Annotated in this window: 18 protein-coding genes and 2 tRNA genes; 17 read left to right on the top strand and 3 right to left on the bottom strand. The window is 39.1% G+C overall.

The features are described 5' to 3' along the window. Positions 1-302: 302 nt before the first annotated feature. The 3 genes from rpoB (at position 303) to tehA (ending at position 9,845) form a co-directional block, all read left to right on the top strand. Positions 303-4,331 carry a DNA-directed RNA polymerase subunit beta gene (rpoB, locus tag DV424_RS08100; protein WP_118859664.1) on the top strand — a complete coding sequence of 1,343 codons (4,029 nt, stop codon included), beginning with the start codon at positions 303-305 and terminating at the stop codon, positions 4,329-4,331. Between the two features lie 124 nt (positions 4,332-4,455). Continuing rightward, positions 4,456-8,706, top strand: coding sequence for a DNA-directed RNA polymerase subunit beta' (rpoC, locus tag DV424_RS08095; protein ID WP_118785787.1), 4,251 nt, complete (start codon positions 4,456-4,458; stop codon positions 8,704-8,706). A gap of 194 nt (positions 8,707-8,900) precedes the next feature. Beyond that, on the top strand, positions 8,901-9,845 hold the full coding sequence (gene tehA / locus DV424_RS08090; protein WP_192880671.1) for a dicarboxylate transporter/tellurite-resistance protein TehA: 945 nt from the start codon (positions 8,901-8,903) through the stop codon (positions 9,843-9,845). Between the two features lie 52 nt (positions 9,846-9,897). On the opposite strand, the gene tsaA is transcribed toward tehA, so the two are convergent. Further along, on the bottom strand, positions 9,898-10,617 hold the full coding sequence (tsaA, locus tag DV424_RS08085; protein ID WP_118859663.1) for a tRNA (N6-threonylcarbamoyladenosine(37)-N6)-methyltransferase TrmO: 720 nt from the start codon (positions 10,615-10,617) through the stop codon (positions 9,898-9,900). 61 nt (positions 10,618-10,678) lie between these two features. On the opposite strand from tsaA, the gene menA reads away from it, so the two are divergent. The 3 genes from menA to DV424_RS08070 all read left to right on the top strand — a co-directional run bounded on the left by menA (position 10,679) and on the right by DV424_RS08070 (position 13,679). Continuing rightward, on the top strand, positions 10,679-11,590 hold the full coding sequence (menA, locus tag DV424_RS08080) for a 1,4-dihydroxy-2-naphthoate octaprenyltransferase (protein ID WP_118859662.1): 912 nt from the start codon (positions 10,679-10,681) through the stop codon (positions 11,588-11,590). A gap of 51 nt (positions 11,591-11,641) precedes the next feature. Continuing rightward, a complete protein-coding gene (gene rraA / locus DV424_RS08075) occupies positions 11,642-12,139 on the top strand; it encodes a ribonuclease E activity regulator RraA (RefSeq protein ID WP_106013483.1) in 498 nt (165 codons plus the stop codon). A 154-nt stretch (positions 12,140-12,293) separates the two neighbouring features. Then, entirely contained in the window at positions 12,294-13,679 is a 1,386-nt protein-coding gene (locus DV424_RS08070; protein WP_118859661.1) for a DASS family sodium-coupled anion symporter, read from the top strand. A 142-nt stretch (positions 13,680-13,821) separates the two neighbouring features. Here DV424_RS08070 and folD read toward each other — a convergent pair whose 3' ends face one another. Continuing rightward, a complete protein-coding gene (folD, locus tag DV424_RS08065; RefSeq protein WP_118859660.1) occupies positions 13,822-14,670 on the bottom strand; it encodes a bifunctional methylenetetrahydrofolate dehydrogenase/methenyltetrahydrofolate cyclohydrolase FolD in 849 nt (282 codons plus the stop codon). 184 nt (positions 14,671-14,854) lie between these two features. Between folD and DV424_RS08060 the strand changes: the two genes are divergently transcribed. The 9 genes from DV424_RS08060 to htpX all read left to right on the top strand — a co-directional run bounded on the left by DV424_RS08060 (position 14,855) and on the right by htpX (position 22,332). After that, positions 14,855-14,931 (top strand) — tRNA-Pro (locus DV424_RS08060). 47 nt (positions 14,932-14,978) lie between these two features. Continuing rightward, positions 14,979-15,055 (top strand) — tRNA-Arg (locus tag DV424_RS08055). A gap of 112 nt (positions 15,056-15,167) precedes the next feature. Further along, positions 15,168-17,939 (top strand): RNA polymerase-associated protein RapA, encoded by a 2,772-nt coding sequence (gene rapA, locus DV424_RS08050; RefSeq protein WP_118859659.1) that lies wholly within the window; start codon positions 15,168-15,170, stop codon positions 17,937-17,939. 2 nt (positions 17,940-17,941) lie between these two features. Continuing rightward, positions 17,942-18,601, top strand: coding sequence for a bifunctional tRNA pseudouridine(32) synthase/23S rRNA pseudouridine(746) synthase RluA (rluA, locus tag DV424_RS08045; RefSeq protein WP_118859658.1), 660 nt, complete (start codon positions 17,942-17,944; stop codon positions 18,599-18,601). A 26-nt stretch (positions 18,602-18,627) separates the two neighbouring features. Beyond that, the gene (locus DV424_RS08040) at positions 18,628-19,206 is read left to right on the top strand and encodes a rhomboid family intramembrane serine protease (protein ID WP_118859657.1); all 579 of its coding nucleotides are present in this window, start codon (positions 18,628-18,630) and stop codon (positions 19,204-19,206) included. Positions 19,207-19,235: 29 nt separating this feature from the next. Beyond that, a complete protein-coding gene (locus tag DV424_RS08035; RefSeq protein ID WP_005643940.1) occupies positions 19,236-19,988 on the top strand; it encodes a DeoR/GlpR family transcriptional regulator in 753 nt (250 codons plus the stop codon). Positions 19,989-20,115: 127 nt separating this feature from the next. After that, a complete protein-coding gene (locus DV424_RS08030; protein ID WP_005629599.1) occupies positions 20,116-20,868 on the top strand; it encodes an MlaA family lipoprotein in 753 nt (250 codons plus the stop codon). Positions 20,869-20,924: 56 nt separating this feature from the next. Next, positions 20,925-21,314, top strand: coding sequence for a RidA family protein (locus DV424_RS08025; RefSeq protein ID WP_005630808.1), 390 nt, complete (start codon positions 20,925-20,927; stop codon positions 21,312-21,314). Positions 21,315-21,477: 163 nt separating this feature from the next. Continuing rightward, a complete protein-coding gene (gene htpX / locus DV424_RS08020) occupies positions 21,478-22,332 on the top strand; it encodes a protease HtpX (RefSeq protein ID WP_162837812.1) in 855 nt (284 codons plus the stop codon). Between the two features lie 41 nt (positions 22,333-22,373). Here the strand turns inward: htpX and tusA are convergent, their stop codons facing one another. Continuing rightward, a complete protein-coding gene (gene tusA, locus DV424_RS08015) occupies positions 22,374-22,613 on the bottom strand; it encodes a sulfurtransferase TusA (protein ID WP_005630802.1) in 240 nt (79 codons plus the stop codon). Between the two features lie 115 nt (positions 22,614-22,728). On the opposite strand from tusA, the gene DV424_RS08010 reads away from it, so the two are divergent. Both DV424_RS08010 and DV424_RS08005 read left to right on the top strand, forming a co-directional pair. Continuing rightward, entirely contained in the window at positions 22,729-23,349 is a 621-nt protein-coding gene (locus DV424_RS08010; RefSeq protein ID WP_118859656.1) for a YigZ family protein, read from the top strand. A 2-nt stretch (positions 23,350-23,351) separates the two neighbouring features. After that, positions 23,352-24,815, top strand: coding sequence for a TrkH family potassium uptake protein (locus DV424_RS08005; protein ID WP_118859655.1), 1,464 nt, complete (start codon positions 23,352-23,354; stop codon positions 24,813-24,815). Positions 24,816-25,029: the final 214 nt, after the last annotated feature.

The following is a 25,029-nucleotide window of genomic DNA, read 5'->3' as shown; positions in this document are numbered from 1 at the left end:
ACTTGACGAGAAAGCTGCATTCATTTAAAATTTACCGCCTTAAAATTAGCAAAGATTTAGATTGATTTTTAATCAATTTTGACCTTTTATTGTTTAATTTAACCGTGCTTTTGATAGAAAGCACATCCATACAATGGCAAATTCACCGTTATTTGTCGTTGTTTTGCTCAAGTTGTTGTCCAATGTAATTTGAGTTGTCACCCCACTACAGAAGTAAGGTTCAGAGTGCGGTCATTTTAACGGTCATTCACGTCACAGTTAGTTTGTGGCTAGGTCACTGAACAGTTAGCAGAGGAAAACCAATGGGTTACTCCTATTCTGAAAAAAAACGAATTCGTAAAGATTTCGGTAAACGTCCGCAAGTTTTAAATGTTCCTTATTTATTAACCATTCAGTTGGATTCTTTTGATAAATTTATTCAAAAAGATCCTGAAGGTCAGCAAGGTTTAGAAGCGGCATTCCGTTCTGTATTCCCTATTGTAAGCAATAATGGCTATACAGAATTACAATATGTAGATTATCGTTTAGAAGAACCTGAATTTGATGTACGTGAGTGCCAAATTCGTGGCTCAACTTATGCAGCAGGCTTACGTGTAAAATTACGTTTAGTGAGCTACGATAAAGAATCTTCTTCACGCGCAGTTAAAGATATTAAAGAAAATGAAGTTTATATGGGGGAAATCCCATTAATGACTGATAACGGTACTTTTGTAATTAATGGTACCGAGCGTGTTATCGTTTCACAATTACACCGTAGTCCAGGTGTATTCTTTGATTCTGACAAAGGTAAAACTCATTCTTCAGGTAAAGTGCTTTATAACGCACGTATTATCCCTTACCGTGGTTCTTGGTTAGATTTTGAATTCGATCCAAAAGATAACTTATTTGCGCGTATTGACCGTCGCCGTAAATTACCGGCAACAATCATTCTTCGTGCATTAGGCTACACCACTGAAGAAATCTTAAACTTATTCTTTGATAAAATTACCTTTGAAATTGCTGGCGATAAATTGTTAATGACTTTAGTGCCAGAACGTTTACGTGGTGAAACAGCTTCTTTTGATATTGAAGCAAATGGCAAAGTTTATGTTGAACGTGGTCGTCGTATTACCGCACGCCATATCAAGGCATTAGAAAAAGATAAAATTTCACAAGTCGTTGTACCTTCTGAATATATTTTAGGTAAAGTTGCATCGAAAGATTATGTTGATTTAGAGTCAGGTGAAATTATTTGTCCTGCAAATGGTGAGATTTCTTTAGAGACTCTTGCAAAATTAGCGCAAGCAGGTTACACCACGATCGAAACTTTATTTACTAATGATTTAGATTACGGTCCATATATTTCTGAAACGCTACGTGTCGATCCAACTTATGACAAAACCAGTGCGCTTTACGAAATTTATCGTATGATGCGTCCGGGTGAGCCACCAACACCAGAATCTTCAGAAGCGTTATTCAATAATTTATTCTTCTCTGCAGAGCGTTATGATTTATCTGCTGTCGGTCGTATGAAATTCAATCGTTCTTTAGCGATCACAGAAGGTGAAGGCGCTGGCACTTTAAGCAATGAAGATATTATTGCAGTAATGCGTAAATTGATCGACATCCGTAATGGTCGCGGCGAAGTGGATGATATTGACCACTTGGGTAACCGTCGTATCCGTAGTGTAGGTGAGATGGCGGAAAACCAATTCCGTATTGGTTTAGTGCGTGTAGAAAGAGCGGTGAAAGAACGCTTATCTTTAGGTGATTTAGATGCAATCACCCCGCAAGACTTAATTAATCCAAAACCAATTTCTGCAGCGGTGAAAGAATTCTTTGGTTCTTCACAACTTTCGCAATTTATGGACCAAAACAACCCATTATCAGAAGTCACGCACAAACGTCGTATTTCTGCATTAGGTCCAGGTGGTTTAACTCGTGAGCGCGCAGGCTTTGAAGTGCGTGACGTACATAATACCCACTATGGTCGTTTATGTCCGATTGAAACCCCTGAAGGTCCAAACATCGGTTTGATCAACTCACTTTCTGCGTTTGCACGTACTAATGATTACGGTTTCTTAGAAACCCCATATCGTAAAGTGGTTGATGGTCAAGTAACCGAAGAAATCGAATACTTATCTGCAATTGATGAAGCAAACTATATCATTGCACAGGCAAACTCAAACTTAGACGAAAATAACCGTTTTACTGATGCTTTTGTTACTGCTCGTGGTGAACGTGGTGAATCTGGTTTATATAAACCTGAAGATATTCACTATATGGACGTTTCGACACAACAAGTGGTATCTGTTGCGGCTGCATTAATTCCATTCCTTGAGCATGACGATGCGAACCGTGCGTTGATGGGTGCGAACATGCAACGTCAAGCAGTTCCAACATTACGTGCTGACAAACCATTAGTTGGTACAGGTATGGAAAAACCAATCGCACTTGACTCAGGTGTTGCGGTTGTTGCAAAACGTGGTGGTACCGTTCAGTACGTCGATGCTTCTCGTATCGTTATTAAAGTAAATGAAGATGAAACCATTGCAGGTGAAGCAGGTATTGATATTTATAACTTAATCAAATATACCCGTTCTAACCAAAATACTTGTATTAACCAAATTCCTTGTGTGAATTTAGGCGATCCAATCAATCGTGGTGAAGTGTTAGCAGACGGTCCTTCTACTGATTTAGGTGAGCTTGCATTAGGTCAAAATATTCGCGTGGCGTTCATGCCTTGGAACGGCTATAACTTCGAAGACTCGATGTTAGTTTCTGAACGTGTTGTTCAACAAGACCGTTTCACGACCATCCATATTCAAGAATTATCTTGTGTTGCGCGTGATACCAAGTTAGGTGCAGAAGAAATTACTGCAGATATTCCAAACGTAGGTGAGTCAGCGTTAAGCAAACTTGATGAATCAGGTATTGTTTATGTTGGTGCAGAGGTTAAAGGTGGTGACATCTTAGTAGGTAAAGTAACGCCTAAAGGTGAAACTCAATTAACCCCAGAAGAAAAACTTTTACGCGCAATCTTTGGTGAAAAAGCTTCTGATGTTAAAGATTCTTCATTACGTGTGCCAAACGGTACATCAGGTACGGTTATTGATGTTCAAGTCTTCACTCGCGATGGAGTAGAAAAAGATAAACGTGCATTAGAAATCGAAGAAATGCAGCTTCGTGAAGCGAAAAAAGATTTAACTGAAGAGTTAGAGATTTTAGAAGCTGGCTTATTTGCTCGTGTTCGTAATCTTCTTATTTCTAGTGGTGTTGATGCAGCGCAATTAGATAAATTAGATCGCACTAAATGGTTAGAACAAACCATTGCAGATGAAGAAAAACAAAATCAATTAGAACAGCTTGCAGAGCAATACGAAGAACTTCGTAAAGAGTTTGAACATAAACTTGAAGTGAAACGTAAGAAAATCATCAAAGGTGATGATCTTGCACCAGGTGTGTTAAAAGTGGTTAAAGTTTACCTCGCGGTGAAACGTCAAATCCAACCAGGTGATAAAATGGCGGGTCGTCATGGTAACAAAGGTGTTATCTCGAAAATTAACCCAGTTGAAGATATGCCATATGATGAGAATGGCCAACCAGTTGAGATCGTATTAAACCCATTGGGCGTACCATCTCGTATGAACATTGGTCAGATCCTTGAAACCCACTTAGGTTTAGCTGCGAAAGGTATTGGTGATCAAATCAACGCAATGCTTAAACAAAAACAAGAAGTGGAAAAATTACGTGGTTATATCCAAAAAGCGTATGACTTAGGTAATGGCTCACAAAAAGTGGATTTAAGTACCTTCACAGATGAAGAAGTATTGCGTTTAGCTGAAAATCTACGTAAAGGTTTACCAGTTGCGACACCAGTATTTGATGGTGCAGCTGAAGCTGAAATCAAAGAGCTATTAAAACTTGGTGGATTACCAACTTCAGGTCAAATCACTTTATATGATGGCCGTACAGGTGAGAAATTTGAGCGTCCAGTAACAGTAGGTTATATGTACATGCTCAAATTGAACCACTTAGTTGATGACAAAATGCATGCTCGTTCAACTGGTTCTTATAGCCTTGTTACACAACAACCATTGGGTGGTAAAGCTCAATTCGGTGGTCAACGTTTCGGTGAGATGGAGGTATGGGCACTTGAAGCATACGGTGCAGCTTACACCTTACAAGAAATGTTAACGGTGAAATCGGATGATGTGAATGGTCGTACGAAGATGTATAAAAACATCGTAAGTGGTAACCAACATATGGACCCAGGCACACCGGAATCTTTCAACGTAATTATGAAAGAAATCCGCTCACTTGGTTTAAATATCGAGTTAGACGAAGAGTAATCAGTAGGGGAGTGAAGAATTTATGATTCACTCACCTTACGAAAGAAAAATCGCCGAAGTGCGGTGGAAAACATCGAAATTTTTAACCGCACTTTAAACCTTTAACTCCGACAGGAGAACATTTGTGAAAGACTTAGTTAAGTTTTTAAAAGCACAATCAAAAACCAGTGAAGATTTTGATGTGATTAAAATTGGGTTAGCTTCCCCAGATATGATCCGTTCTTGGTCATTTGGTGAAGTGAAGAAACCTGAAACCATTAACTACCGTACGTTCAAACCTGAACGTGATGGTCTTTTCTGTGCGCGTATCTTCGGGCCTGTAAAAGATTACGAATGTTTATGTGGTAAATATAAACGTTTAAAACACCGTGGTGTGATTTGTGAAAAATGTGGTGTTGAAGTCACTCAAACTAAAGTTCGTCGTGAACGTATGGGTCACATTGAACTTGCATCGCCAGTTGCACATATTTGGTTCTTAAAATCATTACCGTCTCGTATCGGTTTACTTTTAGATATGCCATTGCGCGATATCGAACGTGTACTTTACTTTGAAATGTACATCGTGACCGAACCGGGTATGACTGATTTAGAGCGCGGTCAGTTATTAACGGAAGAACAATACCTTGATGCTGAAGATCGTTGGCAAGATGAATTTGAAGCGAAAATGGGTGCTGAAGCGATTCAAGATCTATTAAAAGGTATGGATCTTGAAGCTGAATGTGAAAAATTACGTGAAGAATTACAAGAAACTAACTCTGAAACTAAACGTAAAAAAATCACTAAACGTTTAAAATTATTAGAAGCATTTGTTCAATCTGGTAATAAACCAGAATGGATGGTAATGACTGTATTACCAGTTCTTCCACCAGATTTACGTCCATTAGTGCCATTAGACGGTGGTCGTTTTGCGACTTCAGATTTGAACGATTTATATCGTCGTGTGATCAACCGTAACAACCGTTTAAAACGTTTATTAGATTTAATTGCGCCAGATATTATTGTGCGCAACGAAAAACGTATGTTACAAGAATCTGTTGATGCGTTATTAGATAATGGTCGTCGTGGTCGTGCAATTACGGGATCTAACCGTCGTCCATTAAAATCATTGGCGGACATGATCAAAGGTAAACAAGGTCGTTTCCGTCAAAACTTATTAGGTAAACGTGTTGACTATTCAGGTCGTTCAGTAATCACGGTTGGTCCATACTTGCACTTACACCAATGTGGTTTGCCGAAGAAAATGGCCTTGGAATTATTCCGTCCGTTTATCTACGCTAAATTAGAAAGCCGTGGTTATGCAACGACAATCAAAGCGGCTAAGAAAATGGTTGAGCGTGAAGATGCGATCGTTTGGGATATTCTTGCAGAAGTTATTCGTGAACACCCAATTCTATTGAACCGTGCGCCGACACTTCACCGTTTGGGTATCCAAGCGTTTGAACCGATCTTAATCGAAGGTAAAGCGATTCAATTACACCCACTCGTTTGTGCGGCGTTCAACGCGGACTTCGATGGTGACCAAATGGCGGTACACGTTCCATTAACGCTTGAAGCTCAATTAGAAGCTCGTGCGTTGATGATGTCAACCAACAACGTGCTTTCACCAGCAAACGGTGATCCTATTATCGTTCCATCACAAGACGTGGTATTAGGTCTTTACTATATGACCCGCGAAAAAGTGAACGGTAGAGGCGAAGGCATGTTATTGCAAGATCCTCGCGAAGCTGAAAAAGCATATCGTACAGGCGAAGCAGAATTACATTCTCGCGTGAAAGTACGTATTACTGAATATGTGAAGAATGAAGCTGGCGAATTTGATGCGAAAACCACGCTGACTGATACAACTATCGGTCGTGCGATTTTATGGATGATTGCACCACAAGGCATGCCTTATTCATTGTTTAATCAAACATTAGGTAAAAAAGCAATTTCTAAACTGATTAACGAAGCTTATCGTCGTTTAGGTTTAAAAGAAGCGGTAATGTTTGCTGACCAAATTATGTATACCGGTTTTGCTTATGCGGCACGTTCTGGTTCATCAGTTGGTATTGATGATATGGAAATTCCAGCGAAGAAATACGAAATTATTTCTGCAGCGGAAGAGGAAGTAGCAGAGATCCAAGAACAATTCCAATCAGGTCTTGTGACTGCAGGCGAACGCTATAATAAAGTTATCGATATTTGGGCCGCAGCGAATGAGCGCGTAGCGAAAGCGATGATGGAAAACTTATCTCAAGAAGAAGTCATCAACCGCGAAGGTAATCCTGAAAAACAAGCGTCCTTTAACAGTATCTTTATGATGGCTGACTCTGGCGCGCGTGGTTCTGCAGCACAGATTCGTCAGTTAGCAGGTATGCGTGGTTTGATGGCTCGTCCAGATGGTTCGATCATTGAAACCCCAATTACAGCAAACTTCCGTGAAGGTTTGAACGTATTACAGTACTTTATTTCAACCCACGGTGCGCGTAAAGGTTTGGCGGATACCGCATTAAAAACAGCGAACTCAGGTTACTTAACTCGTCGTTTAGTTGATGTAGCACAAGACTTAGTGATCGTAGAAGATGACTGTGGTACGCACGAAGGCTTAGTCATGACCCCATTAATCGAAGGGGGAGATGAAAAAGTTCCACTTCGTGAATTAGTGTTAGGTCGTGTAGCTGCAGAAGATATTTTAAAACCAGGTACAGAAGAAGTATTAATTCCTCGTAACACGTTATTAGATGAAAAACTCTGTGATGTGTTGGATGCAAACTCTGTAGACAGCGTAAAAGTACGTTCTGTTGTAACTTGTGATACTGATTTTGGTGTATGTGCGAAATGTTATGGTCGTGATCTTGCTCGTGGTCATTTAATTAACCAAGGTGAAGCGGTGGGTGTTATTGCTGCTCAATCTATCGGTGAGCCGGGTACACAGTTAACCATGCGTACGTTCCATATCGGTGGTGCGGCATCTGCGGCAGCGAAAGAATCGAGTGTACAAGTTAAAAACACTGGTACATTACACTTAATGAATGCGAAATTCGTTACTAATGATGAAGGTAAATTAGTATTAACTTCTCGTAATACTGAATTAACTATTACCGATGCATTTGGTCGTACTAAAGAACACTATAAAGTGCCTTACGGTGCGGTGTTAAGCAAAGGTGACGGGCAGGATGTAACAGCTGGCGAAACTATCGCAAATTGGGATCCACATACAATGCCAGTTGTCTCTGAAGTATCTGGTTTTGTGAAATTCGTTGATATTATTGATGGCTTAACTGTAACGCGTCAAACTGATGAATTAACAGGTTTATCATCAATCGTGGTTCAAGATGTGGGTGAACGTGCTACTGCGGGTAAAGATTTACGTCCAACCATTAAATTAGTTGATGCAAATGGTAACGATATTTTCTTACCTGAAACTGATGTTCTTGCACAGTACTTCTTACCTGGTAAAGCAATCGTAAGTTTAGACGATGGCGCAGCAGTGAAAGTGGGTGAACCATTAGCACGTATTCCACAAGAATCTGTGGGTACGAAAGATATTACCGGTGGTCTACCGCGCGTTGCGGATTTATTTGAAGCACGTAAACCAAAAGAACCAGCTATTTTGGCTGAAATTTCTGGTATCGTGTCTTTCGGTAAAGAAACCAAAGGTAAACGCCGTTTATTAATTACTCCTGCGGAAGGCGAAACTTACGAAGAAATGATTCCAAAATGGCGTCAGCTCAACGTATTTGAAGGTGAAATGGTACAACGTGGTGACGTAATTTCTGATGGTGCTGAAACACCACATGACATTTTACGTTTACGTGGCGTGCGTGCAGTAACTGAATACATTGTGAACGAAGTACAAGATGTTTACCGCTTACAAGGGGTAAAAATCAACGATAAACATATCGAAGTTATCGTTCGTCAAATGTTACGTAAAGCGGTAATTACTAAAGCTTACGACTCAGAATTCCTAGAAGGGGAACAAGTCGAAGTCGCTCGCGTGAAAATTGTTAACCGTCAACGTGAAGCAGAAGGCAAACCGCCAGTTGAGTTTGAACGCGAATTATTGGGTATTACCAAAGCGTCTCTTGCGACTGAATCCTTCATTTCTGCCGCATCGTTCCAAGAAACCACGCGTGTTCTTACCGAGGCAGCTGTAGCAGGTAAACGTGATGAATTACGTGGCTTGAAAGAGAACGTAATCGTGGGCCGATTAATCCCTGCGGGTACAGGTTTTGCGTATCATCAAAATCGTCACAAACATCGTTTAGTTGATGATGTCGTAGCGAAACTATCTGAAGAAGATGAAGCTGCTATCGCTGATGAGTTTGTTATGACAGCAGATGATGCAAGTGCAAACTTAGCTGAAATGCTTAATATGGCAGATGATGCGGAATAATTAATTTCCTACATAAGAAAACCCGAATGAAAGTTCGGGTTTTTTATTTGTATGAAAATGGGTAGGCGTTTTATTCCATAACAATAAGTATGTTTCTTTATAGAAATTTCACAAAAATTTGAGATTTTTAGAAAAGTCTGTTGTTGATGGCTGTGCTACACTTCGCTCAAATTTTTCAAAATAAGGATAATATTATGAGTACAACAAAACCTTTTCCTCTTCCAACGGGATATTTTGGTATTCCTCTTGGTTTGGCTGCTTTATCTTTGGCTTGGTTTCATCTAGAAAACTTATTTTCTGCTGCGCGAATGGTAAGTGATGTTCTTGGCATCGTAGCAAGTGCGGTCTGGATTTTATTTATTTTAATCTATGCGTATAAACTTCGTTATTACTTTGATGAAGTTCGTGCAGAGTATCATTGCCCAGTTCGTTTTTCCTTTATTGCGTTGATTCCTATTACAACCATGTTGGTGGGCGATATTATTTATCGTTGGAATCCTTTAATTTCTGAAGTGATGATTTGGATTGGTACAGTAGGGCAGTTGCTTTTCTCATCATTGCGTATTAGTGAACTGTGGCAAGGTGGTGTATTTGAACAAAAATCTACTCGTCCTCCGTTTTATTTGCCTGCAGTAGCTGCAAATTTCACAAGTGCAAGTTCATTGGCATTACTGGGGTACCATGATTTAGGTTATTTGTTCTTCGGCGCAGGAATGGTTGCATGGATTATTTTTGAGCCCGTATTATTACAACATTTGCGAATTTCATCTCTTGAGCCGCCATTTAGAGCCACAATGGGCATTATTCTGGCGCCTGCATTTGTGGGAGCATCCGCTTATTTGTCACTCAATCATGGCGAAGTGGATACTTTAGTTAAAATCCTTTGGGGATATGGATTCTTGCAATTATTTTTCTTATTGCGATTATTCCCTTGGATTGTGGAAAAAGGACTTAACATTGGCTTATGGGGATTCTCATTCGGATTAGCGTCTATGGCAAACAGTGCTATCGCTTTCTATCATGGCAATGTTTTACAAGGCGTGTCTATTTTTGCCTTTGTTTTCTCGAATTTAATGATTGGCTTATTAGTTCTAATGACGATTATTAAATTAGCTAAAGGGCAATTTTTCCTAAAATAAGGCATTTAAATCGACTAAGGCAGGGATTCCCTGCCTTATTTACATATTCCATCTATTTGTCTTTTTCTATTTCAATCACCTCTACACAATTTACCGTACCCGCTTTAATTCGCCATTTCACATTAAATTCATACAAACTCATACCATAAATACGATCACTCGGTTTACCTTGTTGATAGGCAGGGCGAGGATCTTGCTCTAGTACTTGGCGAATGAAACGACCTAAGTGCGGTCGTTTTTCTTCTCGTTTTTTTACCGCACTTTTGGCTTGCTCGGTAAATTCAACAGTCAGTTTTGCTGGTGGTTTTTCTTGAGCAAAGCTCGATTGCGCATTTAGCTCACTATCCGCATAGGCAATATAGGGTTTGATATCGAAAATCGGCGTGCCATCCACTAAATCCACCGCACCTAAATGGAGAAAAACGTTACCGTTGATACATTCTACTTGACGTAATTTGACTTTGGATAAACCAAGAGGATTTGGGCGGTGCGTTGTGCGTGAAGCAAACACGCCAACTCGTTGATTACCGCCTAACCGCGGAGGACGTACGGTGGGTTGCCATTTTCCTTGTTGGATTTGGTCGAACTGAAAAATTAACCAAAGGTGACTGAATTGTTCCAATCCTCTCACAGCTTCAGGCGAATTATACGGCGGTAAGAGTTCTACAATGCCTACACCATCTTCAACTAAATTAGGTTGGCGTGGTACGGAGAATTTTTCTTTATAAGGCGTGTGGATAATGGCGATAGGCGATAAGGTTAAATCATTCATAAATTGGGTGTCTTAGTGTAGAATACGCGGCCTATTGTAATCAAAAGTGCGGTCAAAAAAAATGACAAATGAAAAATTGAAAATGTGGTGGGAAACGGCTCGACCGAAAACTTTGCCCTTAGCGTTGGCATCGATTTTTACAGGTTCGGCATTAGGTTATTGGGCGAATCCACAAGGTTTTAATGGGCTTGTAATGGCGCTTTGTTTACTCACGACAATTTTATTACAGGTTCTTTCTAATTTTGCTAATGATTATGGGGATCATCAAAAAGGTTCAGATACTGAAGAGCGTATTGGACCATTACGTGGCATTCAAAAAGGCGCAATTTCAGCAAAAGAACTGAAATGGGGATTAATTCTAATGGTGGTGGCAAGTTTTCTTTCAGGAAGTTTTTTGATTGGAATCGCTTATGAAACCCTCTCGGATTTATTAGTTTTCGCTGGGCTTGGCATTTTAGCTATTGTTGCTGCCATTACTTACACTGTTGGGGCAAAACCTTATGGCTATATGGGCTTGGGCGATATTTCTGTATTAGTATTTTTTGGCTTGCTTGGAGTTGGCGGCACTTATTATTTGCAAACTCACAGTATTGATAGCCACATTATTTTGCCTGCTATTGGTTCTGGCTTATTGGCAAGTGCGGTATTAAATATCAATAATTTACGCGATATTGAACAGGATGCGAAAGCTGGCAAAAATACCCTAGTCGTTCGTTTAGGTGCATATAAAGGGCGTGTTTATCATTGTATTTTATTAAGTGTGGCGGCCCTATGTTATTTGGCATTTGCGGTGGCAACGGCTATTTCTTGGATAAATTATTTATTTGTATTGGCAATGCCGCTGTTAGCTAAACATGCGCTCTTTGTTTATCGCAGTCAGCAGCCAAGTGAATTACGTCCAATGTTAGCTCAAATGTCTATGATTTCGTTATTAATCAATATCTTGTTTAGTTTGGGCTTGCTTATCGGCTAAATCGGCATATACTAAAGCAAACAAAATTTCAACAATCGATAGGGGAAAGTTATGTTTATTGATACTTCAGAACTTTGCGATCTTTATGCAGAACAAGTGGATGTAGTGGAGCCAATTTTTTCAAGTTTTGGTGGCGTAAGTAATTTTTACGGTAAAGTCACTACGGTAAAATGCTTTGAAAGTAATGGATTAATTGCTGAAGTATTAGAAGAAAATGGCGAAGGTCGAGTGCTTGTCATTGATGGCGGTGGTGCGGTACGCCGTGGTTTAATTGATGCAGAATTGGCTCAACTTGCTGTTGATAATGGTTGGGAAGGCATTATTGTATATGGCGCAGTACGCCAAATTCAGCAATTAGAAAACCTCGATATTGGTATTCATGCCCTTGCGCCAATTCCAGTCAGTGCAGATGAAAGCAGTGCTGGCGAAAGCGATATCCCTGTGAATTTTGGTGGCGTAACCTTTTTCCCAGAAGATTATATTTACGCAGATCTGACAGGAATTATACTTTCGCAAGAGCCCTTAGATTTAGATGATTCGGACGAATAATACGAAAGAGCAAAAGTGCGGTGAAAAATAACCGCACTTTTTTTATCGAAATTTATTGCACTAGATCACATTTCTGAAAATTGAGCATTGCAACTTATTAACATTCATTTAACATTGTAGTCCGTTCGAGTTAGAACACTAACGGAGGAGATTTATGACTGAGATGAAATCTTTCAAAAATCACAAAAATGGCATTATTTTTATTTTAGATATTGTGCTGTTTTTTGTGTTATTAAATGTATTACCTTTTGAACCAAAAGCTAATTCTGGTTTGGCATTATTAGCTTTTATCGCAGTACTTTGGTTAAGTGAGGCATTGCACGTTACTATTACTGCGTTATTAGTTCCACTTTTGGCTGTGGCATTGGGATTAGTTAGCACTAAACAAGCTTTAGTTGGTTTTGCTGATCCGACAATATTTTTATTTTTTGGTGGCTTTTCCTTGGCGACGGCATTGCATATTCAAAAACTTGATAAATTGATTGCCAATAAGATTATGGCATTAGCACGTGGTAATTTATTTATCGCAGTTATTTATCTCTTTTTGATTACAGCTTTTCTCTCTATGTGGATGAGTAACACTGCAACTGCTGCAATGATGCTACCGCTTGCAATGGGTATTTTAAGCCAGCTTGATCGTGAAAAAGATCATAATACTTATGTGTTTGTGCTATTAGGGATCGCTTATAGTGCATCAATTGGTGGTATGGGAACCCTTGTAGGAAGCCCACCAAATGCAATTGTAGCAAGTAATTTACACTTAACTTTTTCTGATTGGTTATGGTATGGCTTACCAATAATGATTATTTTGCTACCACTGATGATTGGTACGCTTTATATTATTTTCAAACCAAAACTTCATCTCAATTTTGAACAGACCTTTGAAAATATTGAAATGAATCCTATGCGTATATTGACGTTTATCATCTTTTCAGTCATTGCTTTAACGTGGATATTTAGCGGTAAAATTAATCCGTTTATTTCAGGATTACTAGGATTACAAAAAAATATTGCAAGTTTTGATAGTATCGTAGCCCTATTGGCGGCAATTGTTATTTGTTCAACAGGCGTTGCAAGTTGGAAACAAATTCAATCAAATACCGATTGGGGCGTATTAATGCTTTTCGGTGGTGGATTAACATTAAGTGCTGTGTTGAAGGATTCTGGTGCAAGTAAAATTTTAGCGGATAGCATTGTCTTTATGATTGATGGACAACATTTCTATCTTATTGGTTTATTAGTTGCGGCGTTCATTATTTTCTTAACTGAATTTACTTCTAATACAGCGAGTGCGGCATTACTTGTGCCTATCTTTATTTCTATCGCTCAATCATTGGGTATGCCAGAAATTGGTTTAGCATTAATTATTGGTATTGGTGCATCTTGTGCCTTTATGCTACCAGTAGCGACACCACCAAATGCGATTGTATTTGGCTCTGGTCAAGTAAAACAAAGTGAAATGGTCAAAGTTGGTTTCTTACTGAATTTAGTCTGTGTTGTCGTGATTGCTACTGTAGCTTATATGTTCTGGCTTAAATGATATAGGATTGTTTACTTTTAAGTTTAAATGATGATTGAAGATTATAAATTTAAACGTGAGAAGTACAATAAAGCCATTTAAATAAATGGGTTAAAGCAAATGAAAGCTTTAACCCATTTTTTATAACAGTGCTATACAAAAGCTATTTATTGTGTTCATAAGCATAAAGCGTATTGCTCATCAACATTGCAACAGTCATTGGCCCAACACCACCAGGTACTGGCGTAATATACGCCGCTTTTTCGGCTGCTTTGTCAAATTCTATATCGCCTACTAATTTTCCATCTACACGGTTAATTCCAACATCAATTACTACCGCACTTTCTTTGATCCAATCGCCAGAAATTAAATTTGGTTTACCTACCGCGACGACAAGTATATCTGCTTGGCGAACGTGGTTTTCTAAATCTTTAGTGAATCGATGTGTTACTGTGACGGTTGCCCCTGCTAATAATAATTCTAAAGACATTGGACGACCGACAATATTAGATGCGCCTACAATTACTGCGTGCTTGCCGTGTAAATCAATGCCCGTTGTTTCTAATAGTTTCATCACACCATAAGGTGTACAAGCTCGTAAAGTTGGAATACGTTGGCATAACCGCCCAACATTATAAGGATGAAAGCCATCTACATCTTTTTTAGGATCGATACGTTCAATAATGGCTTCTGCATTAATTTGTTTTGGTAAAGGGAGTTGCACCAAAATACCGTCAATATTTTTATCTGAGTTAAGTTGGTCAATAATCGCTAATAATTCATTTTGCGTAGTTGTTTCAGGGAGGTCATAAGATTTAGAGAGAATACCGATTTCCTCGCAACTTTTACGTTTATTGCCCACATAAATTTGCGAAGCAGGATCAGCACCAACGAGGATTACAGCAAGTCCCGGAGCACGTTTTCCTTGTTCAATATAATGGGTTATTTTATCTGCCAAACGAGCTTTAATTTGTTTTGAAAGTTCAGTACCAGAGATGATTTTTGCGGTCATTGAGCTATCCTTAATATAATTATGTGATGAAAAAGAAAGCGTTTGCTATTTTAACGAACAATGATTTTTTTACAATGAAAAAGGGGGATTTTTCCTAAAGTGGAATAATTTTGAACAATCAAGTTGAAAAATCAAAAATTTCATTGACTGAAATAAAAACAAATTTATAATTGACCGCACTTGTCGGCGAGTAGCGCAGCTTGGTAGCGCAACTGGTTTGGGACCAGTGGGTCGTAGGTTCAAATCCTATCTCGCCGACCACTTCTTTCATATTTTCTTGAAATTTTTACAAAAGAAATCCTTTGAATGCGCCCTTAGCTCAGCTGGATAGAGCAACGCCCTTCTAAGGCGTGGGTCAAAGGTTCGAATCCTTTAGGGCGTGCCATTTATTTCTTCAATCTATTTTTTTTATTCTCTTTTATTAATTTCTTTTGCTATTTAAGCAAGCTACAATACGCCCCCAAATTTTATCAATATAAATCAGAAAGAGAATTATTATGCCCTTTGCTATTGGTCAGCGTTGGTTGAGTGAAAGTGAGAATGCTTTAGGATTAGGTATCATTACCGCATTAGATCAACGAACTGTTACTATTTATTTTCCCGCAGCAGATGAAACGAGGATATATGCTGCTGCACAAGCACCTTTAAGTCGAATTGTGTTTAGCAAAGGCGAAACATTATCTCATCAAGCTGGCTGGCAAGGCGAGATTTTAGACGTTCAAAATATGAACGGTTTGCTATTTTATTTAGTTAAAAATCCACAAGATGAAGATGTCATTGTGCAAGAACGTGATATTTCGCCGATTATTTCTTTTAGCCAAGCGAAAGATCGTTTGTTTTCAGCGCAAATTGATCGCAGCAGTCATTTTGCATTGCGTTATCGCACGCTTTGTCATCAGCAAGCACAATTTAAATCGCCATTGCGTGGTTTACGCGGAACGCGTGCGGGTTTAATTCCTCATCAGCTTCATATTGCCGCTGAAGTCGGTAATCGAGTTAATCCTCGCGTGTTATTAGCGGATGAGGTTGGTTTAGGGAAAACCATTGAAGCAGGAATGATTTTGCAGAATCAGCTTTTTGCTGAGAAAGTGCAACGTGTTCTTATTATCGTGCCAGAAACGTTGCAACATCAATGGCTGGTGGAAATGCTTCGTCGTTTTAATTTGCATTTTTCACTTTTTGATGAAGAACGTTGCAACGATTTTGATCTTGATGCCGTTAATCCATTTACAACGGAAAGTTTAATTATTTGTTCGCTGAATTGGTTAGAAACGCATCCAAGCCGAGTAGAGCAGGCACTCAATGCTCAATTTGACTGTTTAATTGTGGACGAAGCGCATCATCTGGTGTGGTCGGAAAGCGCACCAAGTGCAGCTTATTTATTAGTTGAACAGCTTGCTCGTATCATTCCATCCGTCTTGTTACTGACGGCGACCCCAGAACAACTTGGGCAAGAAAGTCATTTTGCTCGTTTGCGTTTACTGGATCCAGAACGTTTCTTTGATTATCAAACTTTTGTGAAAGAGCAGGAACGCTACCAACCTGTGGTTAATGCTGTTGAATCTTTGCTGGCAAATAAGGCATTAAGTGCGGTAGAAAAAAATCATATTTCTGATTTGTTGCTTGAACAAGATGTTGAGCCACTTTTTAAAGCGATTGCATCAAATAATGATGAAGAACAGTATCGTGCCCGTCAGGAATTGATTCAAGCCTTAATTGATCGTCACGGCACGGGGCGAATGTTATTCCGCAATACACGTCAAGGCGTGAAAGGTTTTCCACACCGTGTTTACCACCAAATTACACTCTCGGAAGAGAATGATAAAATTGATTGGCTGATTGATTTCCTTAAACTACATCGCGATGAAAAAATTTTTGTGATTTGCCAGACGGCGGCAACGGCGATTCAGTTAGAACAAATTTTGCGTGAACGTGAGGCGATTCGCGCTGCAGTGTTTCACGAAAAAATGTCAATTATTGAACGAGATAGAGCCGCGACTTATTTTGCGGATTTAGAAAACGGCGCGCAGGTTTTACTGAGTTCGAGTATTGGTTCGGAAGGGCGTAACTTCCAATTCGCAGCAAATTTAGTGTTATTTGATTTACCGACAAATCCAGATTTATTGGAACAATGTATTGGCCGATTAGATCGTATTGGACAAAAACGTGATGTGCAAATTTATGTGCCTTGTGCGAAAGATTCGCCTCAAAGCCGTTTAGCGCGTTGGTACAATGAGGGGCTGAATGCTTTTGAACAAACCTGCCCAATGGGAATGGCATTATTTTCGCAGTTTGAGGACGAGTTGGAAAAAGTGCGGTCACATTCTACCGCACTTTCAGAGAATGAATTTTCTGAATTATTAAAACAAACTAAAACTGTGCGAGAAAAACTCAAGATTGAGTTAGAAAAAGGGCGAGATCGCTTATTAGAACTAAATTCTAATGGTGGAAAGCAAGCACAAGCGTTAGCGGATCAAATTGCTGATGAAGATAATTCGCCTGAGCTTGTGAATTTTGCCTTAAAATTATTTGATATTATTGGCGTAGAGCAAGAAGATCTTGGTGCAAATAGTATTGTAATTAGCCCAACAGGGACAATGCTTGTGCCAGATTTCCCGGGTTTAAAAGAAGAAGGTGTGACGGTTACCTTTGATCGAGAACTTGCCCTTGCTCGCGAAGAAATGGAATTCTTGACTTGGGATCATCCTATGATTCGTCAAGGTATTGATCTTGTTGCTTCGGGGGATATTGGCAAAGCCGCAATGGCATTGCTTGTAAATAAACAACTGCCCGCTGGAACCTTATTAATTGAATTGATTTACGTGGTGGAAAGCCAATCGCCAAAAGGGTTACAGCTCAATCGTTTCTTGCCGCCAACGCCTATTCGTCTGCTGCTTGATAACAAAGGAAATAACATTGGTGAGCAGGTTGCTTTTGAAACATTGCATAGCAAATTGAAACCACTTGGTAAAAATATTGCCAATCAAATGGTAAAAATGGCTCGTGCCAATATTGAAGCCTTGATTACACGTGGCGATCAGCTCGTAAAATCTTTAGCTGAACCGATTATTACCGAAGCTAAAAATCAGGCAGATCAACAATTAAGCACAGAAATTAATCGTTTGCAGGCTTTGCGAGCAGTGAATAAAAATATTCGCCAGAGTGAAATTGATATTTTGGAACAACAACGAACACAATCACTTGACGAGCTTTCTAAAGCAAATTGGCGTTTGGATTGCTTGCGTGTCATTGTGACGAACAAGGAATAAAAATGGCATTGATTGAATACAATCCGCCTCTTGAACCTTATTTGGATATTATTTATCAAGATAATCATTTGTGCATAGTGAACAAACCTAGCGGTTTGCTTTCTGTGCCGGGCAATCAACCACAATATTACGATAGTGCAATGAGCCGAGTGAAAGAAAAATTCGGCTTTTGCGAGCCAGCTCATCGTTTGGATATGGCAACGAGCGGTATTATTGTGTTTGCTTTAAGTAAGGCGGCGGATCGTGAATTAAAACGTCAATTTCGCGAACGTGAACCGAAAAAACATTATCAAGCGATTGTTTGGGGGCATTTGGAGAAAGATTATGGCGAGGTAAATTTGCCAATGATTTGTGATTGGGAAAATCGACCTCGCCAACGTTTGGATTTCGTTTTAGGAAAAAGAGCGGTCACAAAATTTGAAGTTTTAGCACGTTTGCCGAATAACAGTACTCGCGTGAAACTGACGCCCGTGACAGGCAGATCTCATCAATTACGCTTGCACATGTTAGCATTGGGGCATCCAATTCTAGGCGATAAATTTTATTCTCATCCACAGGCTAAAGCGATGTCGTCAAGATTATGCTTGCACGCAGAAGAATTGACGATTACCCACCCCATTACAGGGGAAACAATGACCTTTAATGCGAAGTCCGATTTTTAAATTTGCGCAGAAGCACGAGATCACGAATGAAAAACTTTTTAGCTCAACAAGGAAAAATCACCTTAATTCTCACCGCACTTTGCGCGCTTATTTATATTGCTCAACAGCTGGGTTTTGAAGACGATATTATGTATTTGATGCATTACCCCGCTTACGAAGAGCAAGATAGCGAAGCGTGGCGTTATATCTCACATACACTGGTACATTTATCTAATTTGCATATTTTGTTTAATCTGTCTTGGTTTTTTATTTTCGGTGGAATGATTGAGCGCACTTTTGGTTCGGTCAAATTATTGATGTTGTATGTTGTAGCATCTGCCATAACAGGCTATGTGCAAAATTATGTGTCTGGCCCCGCTTTCTTTGGGCTTTCTGGTGTTGTATATGCTGTGTTGGGGTATGTATTTATATGCGATAAATTGAATCATCATTTATTTGATTTGCCAGAAGGTTTTTTCACCATGTTATTGGTGGGGATCGCATTAGGTTTTATTAGCCCCTTATTTGGTGTTGAAATGGGAAATGCAGCGCATATTTCAGGCTTGATTGTTGGCTTGATTTTGGGATTTATTGATAGCCAATTACGTAAAAATTCGCTACAGTAGGTGTGTTCAATTTGGATAAAGGATTCTCTATGAAGCAGTCGTTACGGCATCAACAAATTATTAAACTGGTGGAACAATCCGGCTATTTAAGCACGGAAGAACTGGTTGCTGCCTTAGATGTCAGCCCTCAAACGATTCGCCGTGATTTGAATATTTTGGCGGAGTTAGATTTAATCCGTCGCCATCACGGTGGTGCGGCATCGCCATCTTCTGCAGAAAATTCTGATTACGTGGATCGTAAGCAATTCTTTTCATTACAAAAAAATAATATTGCACAGGAAGTTGCGAAGTTGATTCCTAACGGCGCATCGTTGTTTATTGATATTGGTACGACGCCTGAGGCTGTCGCCAATGCATTGCTTGGACATGAAAAACTCCGAATTGTGACGAACAATTTGAATGCCGCTCATCTTTTACGCCAAAATGAAAGTTTTGATATTGTCATGGCGGGCGGATCGTTACGAATGGATGGTGGAATTATCGGTGAAGCTACGGTGAATTTTATTTCTCAATTTCGCCTAGATTTCGGGATTTTAGGAATTAGTGCGATCGATGCTGATGGTTCATTATTGGATTATGATTACCATGAAGTACAAGTCAAGCGTGCGATTATTGAAAGTTCACGTCAGACCTTATTAGTGACCGATCACTCTAAATTTACTCGTCAAGCGATTGTTCGATTGGGCGAATTAAGTGATGTGGAATATTTGTTTACGGATGATGTTCCTGAAGGAATTGTTAATTATCTGAAAGGGCAGAAAACGAAATTAGTTTTATGTTAGGAATGAGAAAGTGCGGTAAAAATAAGGTGTTTTTACCGCATTTTTTATATGTTTTATGGGCAAGATTTATTTTGTTGTTACTTGGCAAATTAGGTAGAATAAGCCCATATTTATATAAGGATTCAAAATGAAAATAAAGACGATTTTGACCGCACTTTTCGGCGTAATTGTGCTGACAGGTTGTGCAAATAAGAACGACACAAAACAAGCGAGTGAGCGTAATGATACCCTTGAAGGGTTCAATCGAACCATGTGGAAATTTAACTATAATGTTATGGATCGTTATGTGTTAGAACCCGCTGCAAAAGGTTGGAATAACTATGTGCCTAAGCCTATTTCTTCAGGTCTTGCTGGCATTGCCAATAATCTTGATGAGCCAGTAAGCTTTGTGAACCGCTTAATTGAAGGTGAACCGAAAAAAGCATTTGTTCACTTTAATCGCTTTTGGATTAACACTGTATTTGGTTTAGGTGGTTTTATTGATTTTGCGAGTGCAAGCAAAGAGCTGCGCGTAGATAACCAACGTGGATTTGGGGAAACGTTAGGTAGCTACGGCGTAGATGCTGGCACTTATATTGTGCTACCAATTTATAATGCAACAACGCCACGTCAATTAACGGGTGCAGTGGTTGATGCGGCTTATATGTATCCATTCTGGGAATGGGTTGGCGGTCCGTGGTCGTTAGTGAAATATGGTGTGCAAGCGGTGGATGCCCGTGCGAAAAATATTGATAATGCTGAGTTGTTACGCCAAGCGCAAGATCCATATGTAACCTTTAGAGAAGCGTATTACCAAAATTTACAATTTAAAGTAAGTGATGGAAAATCAACAGAAAATAAAGAATCGCTTTCTGATGACGTGCTAAAAGAAATTGATTAATAAACGAAAAGTGCTGTGAAAAATAACCGCACTTTTTATCAACTAAGGAGAAAATGATGACTCAAATTATTCATACTGAAAAAGCGCCCGCAGCTATTGGCCCTTATGTTCAAGCGGTTGATCTTGGCAATTTAGTTTTAACCTCAGGGCAAATTCCCGTGAATCCTGCAACAGGCGAAGTGCCTGCGGATATCGTTGCGCAAGCGCGCCAATCTTTAGAAAATGTGAAAGCGATTATTGAGAAAGCGGGTTTAACCGCCGCAGATATTGTAAAAACAACGGTTTTTGTGAAAGATCTTAATGATTTTGCAGCGGTTAATGCAGAATACGAACGTTTCTTTAAAGAAAATAATCATCCTAACTTCCCTGCTCGTTCTTGCGTAGAAGTTGCACGTTTACCAAAAGATGTAGGATTAGAAATTGAAGCGATTGCTGTAAGAAAATAATTTTCTGTTTGGTAATTTCTGCTTAAAAGTGCGGTCATAAACTCGCATGTTTTTGACCGCACTTTTGTTTGTATGCTGATAACAAAAATTTTACATTATACCTTGAATTTTTTGTGAATTTTCCCCACTAAGGAAATACTTAACCCTAACTTTTAGAGAACACATTATGATGCGTATTCTTCTTTTCTTGGCAACCAATATGGCTGTAATGCTGGTATTAGGTATTATTTTAAGTGTGACTGGTATTGCAGGAAATAGCACCGGTGGCATTTTAATTATGGCATTGCTATTTGGTTTTGCTGGTTCATTAATTTCATTATTCCTGTCTAAAACGATGGCATTACGTTCTGTAGATGGAGAAGTGATTACTCAACCTCGTAATCAAACTGAACGTTGGTTAATTGATACCGTGAGCCGCCAAGCGCAGAAAGCGGGAATTCCGATGCCAGACGTGGCGATTTATCATTCTCCCGATGTGAATGCTTTTGCTACAGGCGCGACAAAAAGCAATTCTTTGGTGGCAGTGAGCACTGGATTATTAAACAACATGACGGAGGCTGAAGCGGAAGCTGTTTTAGCGCACGAAATTTCCCATATTTCCAATGGGGATATGGTGACGATGGCGTTATTGCAAGGCGTATTGAATACTTTCGTGATTTTCTTATCTCGCGTTATTGCAACGGCGGTGGCAAGTTCACGTAACAATAATGGAGAAGAAACGCGCAGTTCAGGTATTTATTTCTTGGTTTCGATGGTATTGGAAATGCTCTTTGGTGTGCTTGCGAGTATTATCGCAATGTGGTTCTCTCGTTACCGCGAATTCCGTGCAGATGCTGGTTCCGCAAGTTTAGTAGGCAAAGAAAAAATGATCATGGCATTGCAACGTTTGCAACAACTTCACGAACCCCAAAATCTTGAAGGTTCTTTAAATGCCTTTATGATTAATGGAAAACGAAGTGAACTTTTTATGAGTCATCCGCCACTCGAAAAGCGTATTGAAGCCTTACGCAATCTTTAAAAATTTCAAAAAATCGGCCGCACTTTAATGAGGCCGATTTTTTATTTTCCTTTTTTCACCCAATATTTGAACGGTGGTTTTTCCACTTCACTTTGCAGTAAGGTGTGATCCATAAATTGACAGAAACTTGGAATATCTCTTGTTGTTGCAGGATCATCAGCAATAATCAAAAGTATTTCTCCATCGTTAAGATGACGAATATTTTTACGAACAAGCATGACAGGTTCTGGGCAACGTAATCCTAAAGTATCTAGGGTTTGTGTGACGGAAATTTCAGACATATTCTTTTTTCTTTTGAAAAACAGGGCCATATCATACCGCACTTACGGCAAAATTTCGACAAATCCCAGTAATCAGTGATAGACTAGTATCATTGAAATTAGTTTGAAAAAATGAATGGCGGAATACCTCGTTCCTAAAAGTGCGGTTGTTTTTGAAGAAGAAATTAAGAGAAGCCGTTTTATTACTTATTTACAGCACACCGAAGGTTTAGAAGACGCAAGAGCTTTTTGGGCAAAGATTAAACAAGAACATCCAAATGCTCGGCATCATTGTTGGGCTGCCGTAGCAGGCAAGCCAACAGATTCTCTACAACTTGGTTTTTCTGATGATGGCGAACCTGCTGGAACGGCAGGAAAGCCAATGTTGAGTGCATTGCAAGGTAGTCAATTCGGTGAAATCAGTGCGGTGGTGGTTCGCTATTATGGCGGTATTTTGCTTGGAACGGGCGGATTAGTTCGTGCTTATGGCAATGGCGTTCAACAAGCGTTAAAGTTGATTGAAAGCGAAATTAAAGTTGAACGAACCCCTTTCAAACTTGATTGTGACTATGTCCAGCTAAATTTAGTGCAACAACTTTGTGAAAAATATCAGGTTGAGATTTTATCTCAAGATTTTCAGGCAAATATTCATTTGATTTTAGGTATTAGTGAAAAAACAGTCGATGTTTTTTCTTCAGAATTAACGGAAAAGTCTGCGGGCAGATTAGTCATCCAACTTTTAGAGACAGGCGAATAATAGTGCATATTTTATCCATTATCCGAATTATTGGTATTCTTGTGATGTGTTTTTCTGGCACAATGCTGATTCCAGCATTTGTCGCACTGATTTATGGCGATGGTGGTGGTAAGGCATTTATGCAGGCTTTTATGTTGAGCTTGACGGCGGGCACATTGCTTTGGTGGCCATGCCATCACTATAAACAAGAATTACGATCTCGTGATGGTTTTTTGATCGTTGTGGCTTTTTGGTTAGTTTTAGGAAGCTTGGCAACATTGCCTCTTTTATTGTTCGATTCACCACATTTAACTATTGCTTCAGCCGTATTTGAAGCATTTTCTGGCTTAACTACTACTGGTGCAACGGTAATGACGGGGCTGGATAATTTACCTAAATCTATTTTGTTTTATCGTCAGTTTTTACAATGGTTAGGTGGTATGGGGATTATCGTATTGGCTGTGGCGATAATTCCGCTGTTGGGAATTGGTGGGACACAATTATATCGAGCAGAATCTTCAGGTCCTCTTAAAGATCAAAAATCTTTGCCTAAAATTTCAGAAGTGGCGAAAGCTCTATGGATTATTTATGCTTCATTAACTGTTCTTTGTGCCATTGCATATTGGCTATCAGGAATGAATCTTTTTGATGCCATTGGGCATAGTTTTTCAACAATTTCAAATGGCGGATTTTCAACGCACGATGCAAGTATTGGCTATTTTAATCAAACTTCCATTTATTGGGTTACAACAATTTTTATGCTGATTGGTGGTGTTAATTTTAGTTTACATATTTCCGCTTTTCTTGCACTAGGTAAAAGAAATATTTGGCGAAATTATTGGAAAGATCCCGAATTTCGTTTTTTTCTAACAATGCAAATTATTTTTATTGGTATTGTATCTCTATCTTTATATAGTTACGGTTTAGTTTCAGATATAAACGAGGCAGTAACAAAAGGTGCATTACAATTAACATCAATGTCAATGACTGCTGGTTATACGATTTTTGATATTGATAATCTTCCTCCATTTATTGGGCTTTTACTGGTAATTTCTGCGGTAATTGGTGGTTGTGGTGGTTCAACAACTGGGGGATTAAAAGCGATACGGACACTTATATTGTGGAAACAAATCGATCGAGAACTGCATAGTTTAATCCATCCAAATTTAGTACAACCAATTCGAATAGGTAAAAATCGTCTAGCACCAAGAATGATAGAAAGTATTTGGGCATTTTTCATTATTTTTATACTGGTTTATTGGGGGTGTGTTTTTGCTGTTATTCTTTGTGGAATGAATACTTTTGATGCGATGGGAGCTGTATTCGCCACATTAACGAATGCAGGACCAGGACTTGGTTTTATTCACGAAAGTTTTATTGGTGTTCCAGAAAGTGCTAAATTAGTCTTTAGTTTTGCTATGATCTGTGGACGTTTAGAAATGTTTTCATTAATCGTGCTGTTTATTCCAAGCTATTGGAAAAAATAATAATTGGAAAATTATTGTATTTTTGACCGCACTTTTTAATAAAATGTTTATATTTCCATCAAAAGATCATTTTTTTAAATATTTTTACAAAAAGTACTTGCAAGGGATTTGAAAATCCCTATAATGCACCGCACACAACGACGCACTGTTGTGAAGTATTTAAATTTACAAGTGCGTCGTTGTTTTTTGCTCTTTAACAATGTATCAGACAATC

The organism is Haemophilus haemolyticus (genome assembly GCF_003493605.1).
In the GTDB taxonomy this organism is placed as follows: Bacteria; Pseudomonadota; Gammaproteobacteria; order Enterobacterales; family Pasteurellaceae; genus Haemophilus; species Haemophilus haemolyticus_J.
Note: the sequence above shows the minus strand (reverse complement) of the source record. Positions and strands in the feature narration are given on the sequence as shown.

Excerpts from the sequence above, each read along its gene's own strand:
- rpoB (WP_118859664.1), top strand. The coding sequence starts at position 303 with ATGGGTTACTCCTATTCTGAAAAAAAACGAATTCGTAAAGATTTCGGT.
- tehA (WP_192880671.1), top strand. The coding sequence starts at position 8,901 with ATGAGTACAACAAAACCTTTTCCTCTTCCAACGGGATATTTTGGTATT.
- tsaA (WP_118859663.1), bottom strand. The coding sequence starts at position 10,617 with ATGAATGATTTAACCTTATCGCCTATCGCCATTATCCACACGCCTTAT.
- menA (WP_118859662.1), top strand. The coding sequence starts at position 10,679 with ATGACAAATGAAAAATTGAAAATGTGGTGGGAAACGGCTCGACCGAAA.
- rraA (WP_106013483.1), top strand. The coding sequence starts at position 11,642 with ATGTTTATTGATACTTCAGAACTTTGCGATCTTTATGCAGAACAAGTG.
- DV424_RS08070 (WP_118859661.1), top strand. The coding sequence starts at position 12,294 with ATGACTGAGATGAAATCTTTCAAAAATCACAAAAATGGCATTATTTTT.
- folD (WP_118859660.1), bottom strand. The coding sequence starts at position 14,670 with ATGACCGCAAAAATCATCTCTGGTACTGAACTTTCAAAACAAATTAAA.
- rapA (WP_118859659.1), top strand. The coding sequence starts at position 15,168 with ATGCCCTTTGCTATTGGTCAGCGTTGGTTGAGTGAAAGTGAGAATGCT.
- rluA (WP_118859658.1), top strand. The coding sequence starts at position 17,942 with ATGGCATTGATTGAATACAATCCGCCTCTTGAACCTTATTTGGATATT.
- DV424_RS08040 (WP_118859657.1), top strand. The coding sequence starts at position 18,628 with ATGAAAAACTTTTTAGCTCAACAAGGAAAAATCACCTTAATTCTCACC.
- DV424_RS08035 (WP_005643940.1), top strand. The coding sequence starts at position 19,236 with ATGAAGCAGTCGTTACGGCATCAACAAATTATTAAACTGGTGGAACAA.
- DV424_RS08030 (WP_005629599.1), top strand. The coding sequence starts at position 20,116 with ATGAAAATAAAGACGATTTTGACCGCACTTTTCGGCGTAATTGTGCTG.
- DV424_RS08025 (WP_005630808.1), top strand. The coding sequence starts at position 20,925 with ATGACTCAAATTATTCATACTGAAAAAGCGCCCGCAGCTATTGGCCCT.
- tusA (WP_005630802.1), bottom strand. The coding sequence starts at position 22,613 with ATGTCTGAAATTTCCGTCACACAAACCCTAGATACTTTAGGATTACGT.
- DV424_RS08010 (WP_118859656.1), top strand. The coding sequence starts at position 22,729 with ATGGCGGAATACCTCGTTCCTAAAAGTGCGGTTGTTTTTGAAGAAGAA.